Origin of the sequence: Sphingomonas echinoides ATCC 14820, from assembly GCF_000241465.1 — a bacterium.
Classification (GTDB): Bacteria; Pseudomonadota; Alphaproteobacteria; order Sphingomonadales; family Sphingomonadaceae; genus Sphingomonas; species Sphingomonas echinoides.
This window is the reverse complement of sequence record NZ_JH584235.1, coordinates 1,498,055-1,513,288: the sequence shown is the minus strand read 5'-3', so window position 1 is coordinate 1,513,288 and position 15,234 is coordinate 1,498,055. Positions and strand designations below refer to the sequence as shown.

The following is a 15,234-nucleotide window of genomic DNA, read 5'->3' as shown; positions in this document are numbered from 1 at the left end:
CACGCCTTTGGCGCGGGCCCCTTCCCTCTCCCGTTGGGTGAGGGAGTTTACCGCGAAACGGTGATGGTCCGACGGTACAGCACCGCCGCAATCCCCAGAAACAACACCGTCCCGCCGATCAGCGCCGCGGTCTCATGGCCCTTGCCGATCAGTGCCAGCGGCGCATCGCTGCCGCTCGCCCATACGATCAGCGCGAACAGCACGCCCCACAGGCTTTCGCCGACGATCAGGCCGGTCGCGGTCAGCGTGCCCATGCGCTCGGCGACTTCGGGGTTGGCGGTGGTGCGTGCCCAGCGGTCGTAGAACCAGCCGATCACCGAGCCCAGCACCGTCGGCAGGATCACCGACATCGGCAGATAGATGCCGAGCGCCACGCCGAGCGGGGGCAGGCGCAGCAACTTCAACCGCCCGAGCGCTTCGTCCAGCGCGATCAGTACGACGCCCGCCAGCGCACCATAGCCCAGCATCCGCCAATTGGCGTCGCCCGACAGCACACCCTTGGCCAGTGCCGAGATCAGCCCGGCTTGCGGCGCGGCGAGCGCATTCGGCCCCGCGCCCGGCACGCCGACAAAGCCCATCCCGCTGTTGAGGACGTTGAGCACCGGCGGGATGATCAGCGAGCCGAACACCACGCCGATCACCAAGGCAACCTGCTGCTTCCACGGCGTCGCGCCGACCAATTGGCCGGTCTTGAGGTCCTGCAGATTGTCGTTGGAAATGGTGGCGACGCCGAACACGATGCCGGTGACGATCAGCGCATAAGCGATCAGCGCGCGCGTGGTGTCAGCGCCCGGATGCTGGCCGAACAGGCCGACCAGCATCAGCGACGACCCGATCACCGCGAGGATGCCGATGCCCGAAACGGGCGAATTGGACGCGCCGATCAGCCCGGCCATATAGCCGCACACCGCCGCGATCATCAGCCCGGCGACGAGCACGAACACCAAAGCGCCTGCGATCAGCAGCGCCGCCGACCCGACCAGCGCGCCGCCCGCGATCACATCCCACAACAGCCACGCGATCGGCAGCAGCGTGAGCAGCGCGACGCCTGCGACCCAGGCGATCGGCAAATCCTGTTCTTCCAGCGCGAGTGTCTCGCCCTTGCCGCGCGCGGCGCTTGCCGCCAGCGCCGAGCGCACCCCGCCAATGACCGGGCCAGCGATCTTCACCAGCGTCCAGATCGCCGAAATGCCGATCAACCCCGCGCCGAAAAAGCGTACGTCGCCCTTCCAGATCGTATTGACCCATGCGGCCATGTCACCCGGTATGGGGTGCGCGGCGGTGAGCAGCGGCACCAGCACGAACCAGCCGATCACCAGCCCCAGGCCCATCGCGGCGCCGACCGAAATGCCGACGAGATGCCCGACGCCGAGCAAGACGAAGGACAGGCTGCCCGCTATGCCGGTCGCGCCTGCGCCGACGCGGAAGGTGGTGGCGGCGGTGTCGGTGATGATCTTGGTCTGGGTGAAGATTGCGAACCCGGCCGACGCAATGCTGTTCCAGATCAGCACGAACAGCCCGGTGCGCGCCTCGGCCGCGCCCTCGCGCGAGCCCGCGCCGATTTGCAGCACTTCGGCGGCGGCGACGCCCTCGGGATAGGGCAAATCGGTATCGACGACGAGCGCACGCCGCAGCGGGACCGAGAACATCACGCCCAATATGCCGCCGGTCGCGGTGATCATCGCGGTCTGGACATACGGGAAGCCCTGCCACCAGCCGATCATCACCAGCCCGGGCAGCACGAAGATGATCGCCGCCAGCGTGCCGGCTGCGCTCGCCACCGTCTGCACGATGTTGTTTTCGAGGATCGTCGCGCCCTTGAACAGCCGCAGCACCGCCATCGAGATAACGGCGGCCGGGATCGAGGTCGCGAAGGTCAGCCCGACCTTGAGCCCGAGATACACATTCGCGGCGGTGAACAGCAGCGTGATCAGGCCGCCAAGCAACACGCCCCGCAGGGTCAGTTCGGCGATCGGGGCGGGGCGTGTGCTGGTCATGCGCCTATCTGGCACAGCGCCGGGCCTCCGCAACAGGGAATTTTGCAACGGAACCAATCCCGTTGCGCAAACTTATTGCGATGCAGCAAAGAAGACTATGGATAATCTAAGCATACTTATTATATGGGCGCTATGCAGGATTCGATCGGATTTTTGATCAGCGACGTCTCGCGCCTGATGCGGCGGCGCTTTGATGAGCGGGCGCGGCTGATCGGCGTGACGCGCACGCAGTGGCGCGTGCTCAAGTTTCTCCAGCGTGGTGAGGGCATCAATCAGGGCGGTTTGGCCGATTTGCTGGAGGTCGAACCGATTACCTTGTGCCGCATGATCGATCGGCTGGAGGAGGCTGGTCTGGTCGAGCGGCGGCGCGACCCGTCCGATCGGCGCGCGTGGCAAATCTTCCTGACCGAGCGCGCCCGCCCTTTGCTCGAAGAATTGGGGCATATTGCCGAGGTGATGCTGGGCAGCGCGCTCGAGGGCGTTTCTCCGGCCGAACACGATGCCGTAATGGCCACGCTCCAGCGTATCCACAGCAACCTTTCTTCCCCAGATAAAACCAGTGAGGCCGCCAATGGCTGACGCAGACCCAAAGATCGACCGTGGCGCAGCGGCCGACACCGTGGTGATATCGCCCCCGCCCGGCACGATGATCGAAACGCCGGTCAAGCGGCGTGCCTGGTTGCGGCCCTTGCTGATGGTCAGCGTGCCGTTGCTGCTGATTGCGATTGCGGGCTATTTCTGGCTGACGGCGGGACGCTTCGTGTCGACCGACAATGCCTATATTCAGCAGGACAAGGTGTCGGTCTCGTCCGACGTCGGGGGGCGCATCGTCCAAATCAACGCGCGCGAGAACCAGCCGGTCAAGGCGGGCGACCTGTTGTTCCAGATCGATCCCGATCCCTATCGCATCGCTTTGGCGCAAGCCAATGCGGCGATCGCCACGGCGCGGGTGCAAGTGAGCACGCTGGCGACCGACAGTGGCGGCGCGGCGGCCGATATATCCAGCGCCAAGGCCGATATCGCGCTCGCGCAAGCGACCTATGACCGGCAAGCCGCGTTGATGAAGCAGGGCTTCACCACGCGCGCGAGCTTCGATGCGGCGGCCCAGCAGGTCGCGGCGGCCAAGGCGCGGCTGGCGACGGCCAATGCCAGCGCGGCCAAGGCGCGCACGCAAGTCGGCAGCGGCACCGATGGCTCGGGCGTGCCCGCTGCGGTCCAGGCAGCGATGGTCCAGCGCGACAAGGCCGCGCTCGATCTGCGGCGCACCTCGGTTTATGCGCCGGTATCGGGCACGATCAGCCAGTCGGACCGGCTTCAGGTCGGCCAGATGATGATCGTCGGTCTGCCCGCCGTCAGCATCGTCTCGAACCATCCGGCGTGGATCGAGGCCAATTTCAAGGAAACCGAACTCAACAAGATGTGCGTGGGGCAACCGGCCGAGGTCGAGTTCGATGCCTATAACGGCCTGAAACTGAAGGGGCATGTGCAGTCGATCGGCGCGGGGACCGGGTCCGAATTCTCGGTGCTGCCGGCGCAGAATGCGACGGGCAATTGGGTGAAGGTGACGCAGCGCGTGCCGGTGCGCATCGCGATCGACCAGCCGAGCAAGCGGCCGCTGATCGCAGGGCTCAGCGCCAACGTCACCGTGGATGTGCGCAGTGGCCACTGCTAATCCCGATGCGGGCGAGGCCGACCGCCTCGCCCGTGTCCCCTCGACCGAGGAGGCGGTGCCGCTGGAGGAGCGCGCCGCGCTCCACACCAGCAACCGCCCGCTGCTGACGATCGGCGTGATGGCGGCGACGATCATGCAGATCCTCGATTCCACCATCGCCAACGTTGCCTTGCCGCACATGCAGGCCTCGCTCAGCGCCACGTCGGACACGGTCACCTGGGTGTTGACCAGCTATATCGTCGCCTCGGCGGTCGCGATTCCGTTGACCGGGTGGCTCGCCGACCGGATCGGCTCGCGCAATCTGTTCCTGGGTGCGGTGGTTGGCTTCGTCATTGCCTCAATGTTGTGCGGTCTCGCCAGCAGCCTGCCCGAGATGGTGATTTTCCGCGTGCTGCAAGGCGTGGCGGCGGCGTTCATGAACCCGCTCAGCCAGACGGTGATGATGGACATCAACCCGCGCTCCAAACAAGCGGCGGCGATGTCGATCTGGGGCATGGGCATCATGGTCGGGCCGATTCTGGGCCCGGTGATCGGCGGCTGGCTGACCGACAATTATGACTGGCGCTGGTGCTTTTACGTCAACGTGCCGATCGGCATCGCCTGCTTCCTCATCCTGTGGGCGCTGCTGCCATCGCGCGAGATCAAGAAGCGCGGGTTCGATATCTTCGGCTTCTCGATGCTGGCGGTGGCGATCAGCGCGTTCCAGCTGATGCTCGATCGCGGGCAGACGCAGGACTGGTTCAGCTCGTGGGAAGTGTGGACCGAGGGGATGGTGGCGCTCGGGGCGGCGTGGATGTTCTTCGTGCAATTGTTCACCGCAAAGGGCCCGATGTTCGACCGGGCGCTGTTCCTCAACCGCAATTTGCTGACCGGTGTCGGCTTCATGCTCGTGATCGGCGTGCTGATGACGGCGACACTCGCCTTGCTGCCGCCGATGCTGCAGTCGCTATACGGCTATCCGGTGCTGACCGCTGGCATCCTGCTGATGCCACGCGGCATCGGGATCGTCGCCTCAATGTATGTCGCCGGGCAGTTGATGAAGCGCCAGGTCGATCCGCGACTGATGGTTGGCACCGGGCTGCTGATCGCGGGCTGGTCGCTTTATGACATGACCAGCTGGACGCTCGAAATGGGGCAGCAGCCGTTCATCGTCACGGGTTTGGTGCAGGGGATCGGGTTGGGGCTGGTGTTCATCCCGCTCAATATCATCGCCTTCGGCACGCTCGATCCGCGCTATCGCACCGAGGCATCGAGCTTGATGAACCTGGCGCGCAACATCGGCGGTTCGGCGGGGATTTCGGTGGTCACCGCATTGCTCGCGCGCAACATCCAGACGGCGCATTCGGAGATCGGCCAGCACATTCCCGATCCGGGCCTGGTGGCGAAAGATCCGGTGGTGAGCTCGATCACGGGCGGCGCGACCGATACGGTGCTGGCGATGGCGGACGGCATCGTCAACAAACAGGCGGCGATGGTCGCCTATCTCGACGACTTCAAGCTGATGATGATCTTGACGCTCGCGTCGATCCCGTTGGTGTTGCTGTTACAACGCCCGGCTCCGCCAAAGGCTGGCGATGAGCCGGTGCATGTGGCGGTGGAGTGAGCAGATGCGCGCGGCGCGCCACCTTTGGTCGCGTCGTGCGTTGGCCAGGGCATGAAGACGCTCTGGTTTATCACCAATCCGAAATCGGGCACGGCAACCCCGGCTAAGGCCGACGCGCTGGCGGCCTTGTTCGCCGAGCGCGGTCTTGTCCTCGCCGGTCGCACGGCCTTTCCCGACGATGTGCTGCCGACACCGCAATCGCTGGACGCGGCGGGGGTGGATACGGCGGTGCTGTTCGCCGGAGACGGCACGATCAACGCCGCCGTATCGGCGTTGGCGGACTGGAACGGCGCAATCCTGATCCTGCCCGGCGGCACGATGAACATGCTCGCCAAACTGCTGCACAACAGCACCGACCCGGCGGCGATCGTCGCCGCAGCGATCGAGCGGGAACGTAGGACGTGCCTGCCCTATGTCGATGTCGCGGGACAGCGCGCGCTTGTCGGCTTGATCCTTGGCCCTGCCGCGACTTGGGTGCGGGCGCGCGAAATGGTCCGCGCGGGGCGGCTGCGCGGCCTTGGCCGGGCGATGAAACATGCCTGGCAGCGCACCTTCGGTCGTGGCATCCGCCTGGAGGGCGTGCCGGCCTTGAAGCATGGTGCCCAGGCGGTGTTCGTCCGGCCGGAAGCTGATCATCTTGACGTCGCTGCGATCGACGCGCGCGATTTTCGGGCGATCGCACGGCTCGGTTGGGAATGGGTGACCGGCGATTGGGTCGCGTCGGCCGAGGTCACGCAATGCCATGTCCGGGAGTTCCGCACGCGCGGCGACAAACCCGCGCTGGCGCTGGTTGACGGGGAGCCGATCATGCTCGATCCCGGCAGCATGGTGCGGGTGGGCATGATGCGCGAGATCTTCCTGACGACCAAGGCCGCTGCATGACGCGGCTGTTCCACGTCAGCGATGTCCATTTCGGGCGCGAAGACGCCGCTGCAGTGGCGTGGTTTGATGCGCTGGTAAAGGCCGAAAAGCCGGATGCGGTGGTGATGACCGGCGACTTGACCATGCGCGCGCGGCGGCGCGAATTCGCGGCGGGGCTTGCCTGGTTGCAGGGGCTCGGCGTGCCCGTGACGGTTGAAGTCGGCAATCATGATTTGCCCTATTTCAATCCGATCGATCGCTTCTTCCGGCCGTATCGCCGGATGACCGCAGTGGAGCGGGTCGTCGAGCAGCCGCTCGATTTGCCGGGCATCGCGATCATCCCGCTGGTGACGACGGCGCGGGCGCAGTGGCGGCTCAACTGGTCAAAGGGCAAAGTCAGTCAGGGCGCGCTGGAGCGAGCGCTGGCGCTGGTGGCGGCGGTGCCCGAGGGGCGGCGGATCTTTATCGCGTGCCACCACCCGCTCGCGGAGCCCGAAACGCGCATGTCGGCGCGCACCCATAATGGCGCGCAGGCACTGGTTGCGCTGGCACGAGCGGGTGTCGATGCCGTGCTGACGGGCCATGTCCACGATCCCTTCGACATCGCGCACGAGATTGAGGGCCGGACGGTGCGGATGATTGGGGCGGGCACCTTGTCCGAACGAGTCCGCATCACGCCCCCCTCGTTCAACGAGATCCGCATCGGCGATGGAGGGTTCGACGTGGTGCTGCGGACGATGGACCTGGCCCCGCCAATCCCTTTGCGGCGCGAACGCGCGGAATAGGCCTGCCAGGACCGAAAGGCGTCTCCGCGGAACGAAAAAGGGCGGCCCGTTGCCGGACCGCCCCTTCGCGACTGGGTGTGAAAAGGACTTAGCGCTTCGAGAACTGGAAGCTGCGGCGTGCCTTGGCGCGGCCGTACTTCTTGCGCTCGACCGTGCGGCTGTCGCGGGTCAGGAAGCCTGCTGCCTTGACCGGCGCGCGCAGGATCGGCTCGAACTTGGTCAGCGCCTGGCTGATGCCATGCTTGACCGCGCCGGCCTGGCCCGAAAGGCCACCGCCCTTTACGGTGCAAACGACGTCATAGGCACCTTCGCGCTCGGCTACGCCGAACGGCTGGTTGATGACGAGACGCAGCGTCGGACGGGCGAAATACACTTCCTGGTCACGGCCGTTGATGGTGATCTTGCCCGAGCCGGGCTTGATCCACACGCGGGCGACGGCGTCCTTGCGGCGGCCGGTTGCATAAGCGCGGCCCTGCTTGTCGAGGATCTGCTCGCGCAGCGGCATCGTCGGAGCAGCGGGCTCGGCAATGTGGCCGGCCATATACTCTTCGGCCTTGCGGTCGGACTCAGCCGATTCGGCCGGGACGACGGGGGCAGGGGTGTTGGTCAGGCCGGCGAGATCGGCGAGGGACTGGCGGTTGTCGGACATTAGTTGCCCACCTTGTTCTTGCGGTTCATGGCGCCGATGTCGAGGACTTCGGGGTTCTGCGCTTCGTGCGGATGCTCGGTGCCGGCGAAGACGCGCAGGTTGCGCAGCTGCTGACGGCCAAGCGGGCCGCGCGGGATCATCCGCTCGATCGCCTTTTCAATCACGCGCTCGGGGAAACGACCTTCGAGCACCTTGCCCGCGGTGATGCCCTTGATGCCGCCGGCATAACCGGTGTGCTTGTAATAGACCTTGTCCTTCAGCTTGTTGCCGGTGAACTTGACCTTGTCCGCGTTGATGATGATGACATTGTCACCGCAATCGACGTGCGGGGTGAAGCTCGGCTTGTGCTTGCCGCGCAGGATATTGGCGACGATCGAGGCCATGCGGCCGACGACCAGACCATCGGCATCGATGATCAGCCACTTTTTTTCCACCTCATGCGGCAGTGCCGGCTTGGTGGTCTTCATCAGCGCCTTCATGGGGCTTGTGACCTTTATGTATGAACGGGTGTAAAACGACAGGTGCCGCCCCGAAGGACGGCACCGATGAGCGGCCTATTGCGGCGAAGGTGGGCAAAAGTCAAGCAATAGGCGGGTTTGCTGACGGGTATCCGAATACCGCCTTAAAGTCAGCCGGGCGGTGTGACGGTTATGACGGTGGCGGTGCGCGTGCGGTGAAATGCGCGGCCGTCCGATGCGATCACGTCCGTGGCTTCGCTGCTTGCGACCAGCAGGCCCGATGTGGAGTCGAACGTCCGGGTGGCGTGTGTCGTTACGGAGGGGGCCGCCACCGGTCCCGCCGCAAATTGGCCAGGGTTGTTGGCAAGCGGCGTTGCGTCGACCCGGCCGGCCGCTTCGGTCTCGATGGTGACTTCACCATTTGCGGCCCGGCGCACGGTCTCGGTGCCTGACAGAGCCATTCCGGGAGCCAGCGGTGGGCGACTGGGCAGCGTCACCGCGACTTTGCCCGGTAGGCGGTCGGTCAGGGGCCCAGCGAGCAGCGGGGACAGGATCGATGTCAGCATGGCGACCTTTCGCTCGGGCGGCATGGCGCGCAGCGGGGCCGCGAGCGCACTCGACATACCGGGGCGGCGCGTACCCATCGCCATCCGCTCGATCGCGGCCGCGATCTGCGCGATGGTGGCGTCGGCATCCTCGACGCCTTTGATCGCTCCATCGGGGGCGAGCGTGAAGTGCAGCGGGCGGTTGAGCAGGCTCGCGGTCGCGGTTGCAAACATGCGCGCAACGCCTGCGGCGTTTTGCTGATCGACCATTACCAGCGTGACGATCGCGCTGAAGCCGCGCTCGGTCTGGTGAAACACGACCGTGCGGGTTGACTGAAACCGCCGCTCAACGCCGTCAACGGTGCGCGTTTCGACCGAGTCGTAGCGGTAGGGGCGATCCTGGATCGGCTGGAACGCCGCCTGTGCCGCACTTGCCAGAAGCGCGACCGGCAGCAATCCCAGCCAGCGTATCACGCGAAACGTCGGCCTACGGCATGGGCGGCGGCGGTCGCTGCGATCAAGGTGAGCGCGGCATTGGCCTGATGCGCGACCGCGACGACAATCTCGACGCCGCTCAGCAAGGTGGCAATTCCAAGCGCGATCTGACATGCGACCAAGCCGATCACTACCGTGGCGGTGCGCGGTGCCCCCGCCCGCATCGCCCGAAGCGCGAGCATGACGAGCCCTGCCGCCGCCACGAAGGCGAACCAGCGGTGGATGAACTGCACCACGACCGGATTGTCCACGGCATTGCGCCACAACGGATCGGTCAGCGGAGTCGCGGCGGGGAAGATTTCATCGCCCATCAAGGGCCAGCTCGAAAAGGCATACCCCGCATCGAGCCCGGCGGTGAACGCGCCGAACAGGATTTGCCCGAACAGCAGGCCCAGCGCGATCACCGCGACGGGCCGCAAGCGCGCTGGGCGTGCGCGACTGTCCTGCGCCAAAGCGCGCAGATCGAGCGCGGTCCAGACCGTGCCGGCGAGCAAGGTGAGCGCGGTGACGAGATGAACCGCCAGGCGGACATGGCTGACGTCGGTGCGCTTGACGAGGCCGGACGACACCATCCACCAGCCGATCGCCCCCTGGAAAGCGACCAGGGCGACCAGCGCAAACAACCGCGGCACATAGCCGCGCGGCACGCGGCCGCGCGCCCAGAACCACAGCAATGGCAGCAAATAGGCCGCACCGACCACGCGCCCGAGCAAGCGATGCAGATATTCCCAGAAGAAGATCGCCTGGAACCCGGCCATCGACATGCCGCGATGGAGCTGCTGATATTCGGGGATTTTCTTGTAGTTATCGAACTCCGCCTGCCACTGCGCGGCATTGAGCGGCGGGATGATGCCGCTGATCGGTTTCCACTGCGTAATCGACAGGCCGGATTCGGTGAGGCGGGTAATGCCGCCGATCACCACCATCGCGACGACGAGCGCGGCGACGCCGAAGAGCCAGTTGGACAGGGTGCGCGGGCGGACCTGTTGCGGGAGCGAGGACGCTTGAAGCATGCGTCTGCCTTACGCGCCCGTCATCCGCGCGTCGATTGCGGAATAACGCTCCTTCCAAAAAATCCCCGCTAAAAATTTCCCGGGGATGATATGTTGTAACTTGACGGGCGGCGTGCCACATAGCGCAGCAAGATGACGACTCTGACCCTTTCTCCCGCCGTCCGGTGGATCGAACAGCGCTTCGACAATATGGCGATCGGCCTGTCGGGGTTGTGCGTGGTGCATTGCATTGCGAGTTCGGTGTTCATCGCGCTCGCCTCGACGGCGGGCGGGCTGCTGCTCAACCCGTTATTCCATGAGGCGGGCCTGACGATCGCGATCGGCTTTGGCGTGCTGGCGCTGGGGCGCGGCATCTTTACGCATGGCTATATGATCCCGGCAGTGGTCGGTTCGGCTGGGCTTGGCACGATGGCGGGGGCGATTTCGCTGCCGCATGACGGGTCGGGCATGGAGACGGTGTGGACGCTGATCGGCGTCGCCATTCTCGCGCTCGGCCATGATCTGAACCGGCGCGCGGCCAACTGACCAGTTGAGTCGCGCCGTTGCGGCTTGGGTCGACAACGCTTATCTGACCCGCATGGCAACGCATCACCATACCGAACCGCAGGGCGCGGATCTTGCCGTCGCGGCGCAGGCGACGCTCGAACGCTCGGGCGAGCAATGGACCGCGATGCGCGCCAACATCTTTCGCGCGCTGGCCGGGTTCGACAAGTCGGCGTCGGCCTATGACATCGCCGAGGCGGTCTCCAAGGCCGAAGGGCGCCGCGTCGCTGCCAACAGCGTGTACCGCATCCTCGATTTGTTCGTTGGCAAGAATCTGGCGCGGCGGGTGGAAAGCTCCAACGCCTATATCGCCAATGCCCATCCCGGCTGCCTGCACGACTGCATCTTCCTGGTGTGCGACACATGCGGGCAGACGGTGCATCTGGATGATGATCGGATCACCAATGGCGTGCGCTCGGCGGCCGAGGCCGCAGGTTTTTCGCCGGTGCGCCCGGTGATCGAAGTGCGCGGCAAATGCGCGGATTGCGGCTAGGCGCGGTCAGGCCAGATCCTTGCCCATCCTGAGCCCCGGCACCGGCGGATCGGTGTCCGCCATAGCGGGCACGCGCTCGATTTCGCGGTAGCCGCACGCACGGTACAACGGTTCCCCGCCCAGCGTCGCCATCATTTCCAGACGGCGAAATCCCGCAGCTCGGGCGGCGTCCTCACATAATGCCAGCACCATCCGGCCCACCCCGCGCCGGACAAAGGCAGGGTCGGTGTACATCGCCCGAATCCGCGCGGCGTCTGCGGTGGGATCAAGCACGCGCGCATCGCGGCGGATCGCACTGGCATCACCACCATAAAGCGTCGCGCGGTAGCTCCAGCCGCCGCACCCGGCGAGCGCCTCCCCATCGGTCACCACGAAATAGGTGCGATCGGCGATCAATTGCGTGTCGAGCCCCATGCTCCGGCGGCTCGCGGCGATTTGGTCCGGGGTCAGGAAGGGGGCCTGCAGCGAATCGATCGCACGCTCCATCACGGCGCGGATCGCGGGAATATCGGCCTCGGTGGCGAGGCGGGGCGTCAGTTCGGGCATGGCGCACTGTGATGCGCGGATGCATCGCTCGTCAAGAATCGGAGCAGCGCGATCCAGGCAATCGACAGGAACCCGCCATGGCGCTAAGTTGGGGGGATGGTTGACGCTCTCCAAACGCCGTTGCTCGATACGGTCCATTATCCTGCCGATCTCCGGGCGCTTGCTCCCACCCAGCTCCGCCAGCTTGCCGACGAACTCCGCCAGGAGACGATTGCCGCGGTCGGGGTGACCGGTGGCCACCTTGGTTCCGGGCTCGGCGTGGTCGAGCTGACGGTTGCGATTCACTATGTTTTCGACACGCCCAATGACCGACTCGTGTGGGACGTTGGCCACCAATGCTACCCGCACAAGATCCTCACCGGTCGCCGCGACCGCATCCGCACGCTGCGCATGGGTGGTGGCCTGTCGGGCTTCACCAAGCGCAGCGAGAGCGAATATGATCCGTTCGGCGCGGCGCACAGCTCGACCTCGATCTCGGCCTCGCTCGGCTTTGCGGTCGCCAACAAGATTGCGGGCAAGCCCGGCAAGGGTATTGCGGTCATCGGCGACGGCGCGATGTCGGCGGGCATGGCCTATGAGGCGATGAACAATGCCGCCCAGGCGGGCAACCGGCTGGTCGTCATCCTCAACGACAATGACATGTCGATCGCGCCGCCGGTCGGCGGGCTGTCGGCCTATCTCAGCCGGATCGTGTCGAGCCGCGAGTTTCTCGGCTTCCGCGATCTGGCGCGAAAGCTCGCCAAGCGGCTGCCCAAGCCGATCGCCACTGGCATGCGCAAGACCGAGGAATTCGCGCGCGGCATGGCGATGGGCGGCACGCTGTTCGAGGAATTGGGCTTCTATTATGTCGGCCCGATCGACGGCCACAATCTCGACCAGCTCATCCCCGTGCTCGAAAATGTGCGCGATGCCGAGGAAGGGCCGATCCTCGTCCATGTCGTGACCAAGAAGGGCAAGGGCTACGCGCCGGCCGAGGCCGCAGCCGACAAATATCACGGCGTCCAGAAGTTCGACGTCATCACCGGTGCGCAGGCAAAGGCCCCGCCGGGACCGCCGCAATATCAGAATGTGTTCGGCGCCCAGCTGAGCAAGGAAGCCGAGACCGATCCGCTGATCTGCGCGATCACCGCGGCGATGCCCTCGGGCACCGGGCTTGACGGCTTCTCCAAGGCGCACCCGGAACGCTTCTTCGACGTCGGCATTGCCGAGCAGCACGCCGTCACCTTTGCCGCCGGCCTTGCCGCGCAGGGGATGCGGCCGTTTTGCGCGATCTATTCGACCTTCCTGCAGCGCGCCTATGACCAGGTCGTCCACGACGTGTGCATCCAGAATTTGCCGGTGCGCTTCGCGATCGATCGCGCCGGGCTGGTCGGGGCCGATGGCGCGACGCATGCCGGGTCGTTCGACGTGACCTATATGGCGTCGCTGCCCAATATGGTGGTGATGGCCCCGGCCGACGAAGCCGAACTGGTGCACATGACGCACACCGCCGTACTGCATGACAGCGGGCCGATCGCTTTGCGCTATCCGCGCGGCAACGGCACCGGCGTGGCGCTGCCCGAGGTTCCGCAGCAGCTCGAAATCGGCAAGGGCCGCATCGTGCGGCAGGGGCACAAGGTCGCGATCCTGTCGCTCGGCACCCGGCTGGGCGAGGCGCTGCGCGCCGCCGAGGCGCTGGAGGCCAAGGGGCTGTCGACCACCGTCGCCGATCTGCGCTTCGCCAAGCCGCTCGACGAGGAGTTGATCCGCAAGTTGCTGACCACGCATGAAGTGGCGGTGACGATCGAGGAAGCCTCGGTCGGCGGGCTCGGCGCTCATGTGCTGACCTTTGCCAGCGACGCGGGCCTGATCGACGCCGGCCTCAAGCTGCGCACGATGCGCCTGCCCGATCTGTTCCAGGACCAGGACAAGCCCGAAGTGCAATATGCCCAGGCCGGGCTCGACGCCGATGCGATCGTCGAGACGGTGCTGAAGGCGCTGCGGCACAATTCGAGCGTGGTGGTCGAGGGCGCGCGGGCTTGAGGTTCAGGGGAGGGCTCCGGCGCTCCCCCGCAACTTGGCGCTGGTCATAGGTGGTCATCCCCGGCACACCGGGGATATCGCTGTTTTTGAAAGACCCGCGCATGTGCTTTTCCGCGACCGCCAGCTTCACCGCCTCGGCCGTGCTGGCGACGGTCGGGGTAGCGACGCTGCGCCATGTGCGTGAACCCCGCGCGCTGCTGTTCGCCTGCGTGCCGCTGCTCTTTGCCGCGCATCAGTTTTCCGAAGGCATGGTGTGGCTCGCGCTGGAGGGGCGGCTGGGGCCCTATGCGCTGGATCACACGGTGTTCCTGTTCACGCTCTATGCGATCGGCATCTTGCCGCTGTTGATGCCGCTTGCGGTGCTGCTGCTGGAGCCGCCGGGGTGGCGGCGCATCGCCATTCTCGGCACTGTGGCGGTCGGCGCGCTGGTGTTTGCGTGGGACATGACCGGGCTGGTGGTTGCGCCGACGTGCGCCGTGATCGAGCAGCATTCGATCCGCTATACCAACCCGATCACCAGCCAATTGTGGGTGTCTTTGCTCTACATTCTGGCAACGTGTGGGGCGTTGCTGCTGTCATCGCACCGCGTGGTGCGCAGCTATGGCGCGCTCAACGTGATCGGGCTGACGATCGTGCATCTGGTGAAGGGCTATGCCTTCGCCTCGGTGTGGTGCTTCTACGCCGCCGTGCTGAGCGTGGTGCTGTACCGCCAGTTCAACCGGCAGGACATCGACATCAAGACCCCCAATGGCACCACGCCGGGGCTGCGGCCGTTCGTGCTGTCGTGGCTGCGCGGGTGAGGGGAGCGGCCGCCGCCGCGCGCTAGGCCGCTGGGCTCGCCGTTGCGGCGGCCGCGCGCGCGGCGAGGATGCGCGCCAGCGGATTGGGTTCGGCGTCGCGGATCTTGAGCAGCGTGTTCTGGTCGCGATGGGCGAACGGTTCCGTCCGACCGTGGACGGTCAACACCGTATCCGTCGTATAACTCCAGGATCCGTCAGGATTGAACACGACCTCGATCTGGTAGCTGTCGGTGCGAAACGCATATTCCAGGAACGCGGTCGAGCAGATGCCATATTCGGTCTGTCCGCGCTCGGCCTTCAGCACGATGCGGTCAGCGTCCGGGGCAGCCTCGCCCGAGGCAATCGCAACCTGGCCACGCGGAATGGCGACGGTCTGGAGCACCAGCCCGGTCGTGGGCTCCCAAAGCCAATAACCGACCTGATCGTGGAAGGTGATGTCTTCCTCTTCGGTGGTGATGTGGATGTGATAGCGCAGGCCATAGAAAAGCTGCGGGCCATTGGCCTGCGGGTCGATTGGATCGAGCACGATCCGCTCGATATAAACGCGCCGTTCGGGCCCCTCCGCTTTGGGGTTGAGATCCACACCCTTGCGGGCTTCCCAGGTCCCCGCCAGTCGCCGCAGCGGTCCGAGATTGGCGAGCGTGTCGGGATCGACGTCGGTCGGCTCGGTAAACACGTCGTCGGGAAAAATCGGCACGGAACAGCCTTTCTATATCAGCCCTGTACTATCGGTCGTACGCACCTCAGTCCAC

The 15,234-nt window shown here is 65.6% G+C and carries 16 protein-coding genes; 9 read left to right on the top strand and 7 right to left on the bottom strand.

Going from position 1 to position 15,234, the window contains the following annotated elements; genetic code table 11:
* Positions 1-47 precede the first annotated feature (47 nt).
* The gene (locus ON00_RS07170) at positions 48-1,997 is read right to left on the bottom strand and encodes an OPT family oligopeptide transporter (protein ID WP_010404438.1); all 1,950 of its coding nucleotides are present in this window, start codon (positions 1,995-1,997) and stop codon (positions 48-50) included.
* 123 nt (positions 1,998-2,120) lie between these two features.
* Here ON00_RS07170 and ON00_RS07165 point away from each other — a divergent pair, with 123 nt between their 5' ends.
* Genes ON00_RS07165 through ON00_RS07145 form a run of 5 tightly spaced genes read left to right on the top strand, consistent with a single transcriptional unit; the run spans position 2,121 to position 6,918 of the window.
* Positions 2,121-2,576: a MarR family winged helix-turn-helix transcriptional regulator gene (locus ON00_RS07165; RefSeq protein ID WP_010404436.1), complete on the top strand. Its 456-nt coding sequence runs from the start codon at positions 2,121-2,123 to the stop codon at positions 2,574-2,576.
* The gene (locus ON00_RS07160) at positions 2,569-3,669 is read left to right on the top strand and encodes an HlyD family secretion protein (protein ID WP_010404434.1); all 1,101 of its coding nucleotides are present in this window, start codon (positions 2,569-2,571) and stop codon (positions 3,667-3,669) included. Before ON00_RS07165 ends, ON00_RS07160 begins: the two co-directional genes overlap by 8 nt.
* Complete coding sequence (locus ON00_RS07155; protein ID WP_154651289.1) at positions 3,647-5,272, top strand: DHA2 family efflux MFS transporter permease subunit; 1,626 nt, start codon at positions 3,647-3,649, stop codon at positions 5,270-5,272. The genes ON00_RS07160 and ON00_RS07155 overlap by 23 nt, the downstream gene beginning before the upstream one ends.
* A 51-nt stretch (positions 5,273-5,323) precedes the next feature.
* Positions 5,324-6,154: a diacylglycerol/lipid kinase family protein gene (locus ON00_RS07150; protein WP_010404430.1), complete on the top strand. Its 831-nt coding sequence runs from the start codon at positions 5,324-5,326 to the stop codon at positions 6,152-6,154.
* Positions 6,151-6,918 carry a metallophosphoesterase family protein gene (locus ON00_RS07145; protein WP_010404429.1) on the top strand — a complete coding sequence of 256 codons (768 nt, stop codon included), beginning with the start codon at positions 6,151-6,153 and terminating at the stop codon, positions 6,916-6,918. The genes ON00_RS07150 and ON00_RS07145 overlap by 4 nt, the downstream gene beginning before the upstream one ends.
* A gap of 88 nt (positions 6,919-7,006) precedes the next feature.
* Here the strand turns inward: ON00_RS07145 and rpsI are convergent, their stop codons facing one another.
* From rpsI to ON00_RS07125, 4 genes are all read right to left on the bottom strand, one after another.
* The gene (rpsI, locus tag ON00_RS07140) at positions 7,007-7,567 is read right to left on the bottom strand and encodes a 30S ribosomal protein S9 (protein WP_010404428.1); all 561 of its coding nucleotides are present in this window, start codon (positions 7,565-7,567) and stop codon (positions 7,007-7,009) included.
* Positions 7,567-8,046 carry a 50S ribosomal protein L13 gene (gene rplM, locus ON00_RS07135; protein ID WP_010404427.1) on the bottom strand — a complete coding sequence of 160 codons (480 nt, stop codon included), beginning with the start codon at positions 8,044-8,046 and terminating at the stop codon, positions 7,567-7,569. Before rplM ends, rpsI begins: the two co-directional genes overlap by 1 nt.
* 149 nt (positions 8,047-8,195) lie before the next feature.
* Positions 8,196-9,044: a hypothetical protein gene (locus ON00_RS07130; RefSeq protein WP_010404426.1), complete on the bottom strand. Its 849-nt coding sequence runs from the start codon at positions 9,042-9,044 to the stop codon at positions 8,196-8,198.
* Complete coding sequence (locus ON00_RS07125; protein ID WP_010404425.1) at positions 9,041-10,078, bottom strand: COX15/CtaA family protein; 1,038 nt, start codon at positions 10,076-10,078, stop codon at positions 9,041-9,043. Before ON00_RS07125 ends, ON00_RS07130 begins: the two co-directional genes overlap by 4 nt.
* 132 nt (positions 10,079-10,210) lie before the next feature.
* On the opposite strand from ON00_RS07125, the gene ON00_RS07120 reads away from it, so the two are divergent.
* Both ON00_RS07120 and ON00_RS07115 read left to right on the top strand, forming a co-directional pair.
* Positions 10,211-10,603, top strand: coding sequence for a MerC domain-containing protein (locus tag ON00_RS07120; RefSeq protein WP_010404424.1), 393 nt, complete (start codon positions 10,211-10,213; stop codon positions 10,601-10,603).
* Between the two features lie 52 nt (positions 10,604-10,655).
* The gene (locus tag ON00_RS07115; protein ID WP_029622506.1) at positions 10,656-11,114 is read left to right on the top strand and encodes a Fur family transcriptional regulator; all 459 of its coding nucleotides are present in this window, start codon (positions 10,656-10,658) and stop codon (positions 11,112-11,114) included.
* A 6-nt stretch (positions 11,115-11,120) separates the two neighbouring features.
* On the opposite strand, the gene ON00_RS07110 is transcribed toward ON00_RS07115, so the two are convergent.
* A complete protein-coding gene (locus ON00_RS07110) occupies positions 11,121-11,660 on the bottom strand; it encodes a GNAT family N-acetyltransferase (protein WP_010404420.1) in 540 nt (179 codons plus the stop codon).
* A 96-nt stretch (positions 11,661-11,756) separates the two neighbouring features.
* Between ON00_RS07110 and dxs the strand changes: the two genes are divergently transcribed.
* Together dxs and ON00_RS07100 are read left to right on the top strand one after the other, a co-directional pair.
* Positions 11,757-13,682 (top strand): 1-deoxy-D-xylulose-5-phosphate synthase, encoded by a 1,926-nt coding sequence (dxs, locus tag ON00_RS07105; RefSeq protein ID WP_010404419.1) that lies wholly within the window; start codon positions 11,757-11,759, stop codon positions 13,680-13,682.
* A 101-nt stretch (positions 13,683-13,783) separates the two neighbouring features.
* On the top strand, positions 13,784-14,482 hold the full coding sequence (locus ON00_RS07100; RefSeq protein ID WP_010404417.1) for a DUF6629 family protein: 699 nt from the start codon (positions 13,784-13,786) through the stop codon (positions 14,480-14,482).
* A gap of 22 nt (positions 14,483-14,504) precedes the next feature.
* Here ON00_RS07100 and ON00_RS07095 read toward each other — a convergent pair whose 3' ends face one another.
* Positions 14,505-15,179 carry an FABP family protein gene (locus ON00_RS07095; RefSeq protein WP_010404415.1) on the bottom strand — a complete coding sequence of 225 codons (675 nt, stop codon included), beginning with the start codon at positions 15,177-15,179 and terminating at the stop codon, positions 14,505-14,507.
* Positions 15,180-15,234: the final 55 nt, after the last annotated feature.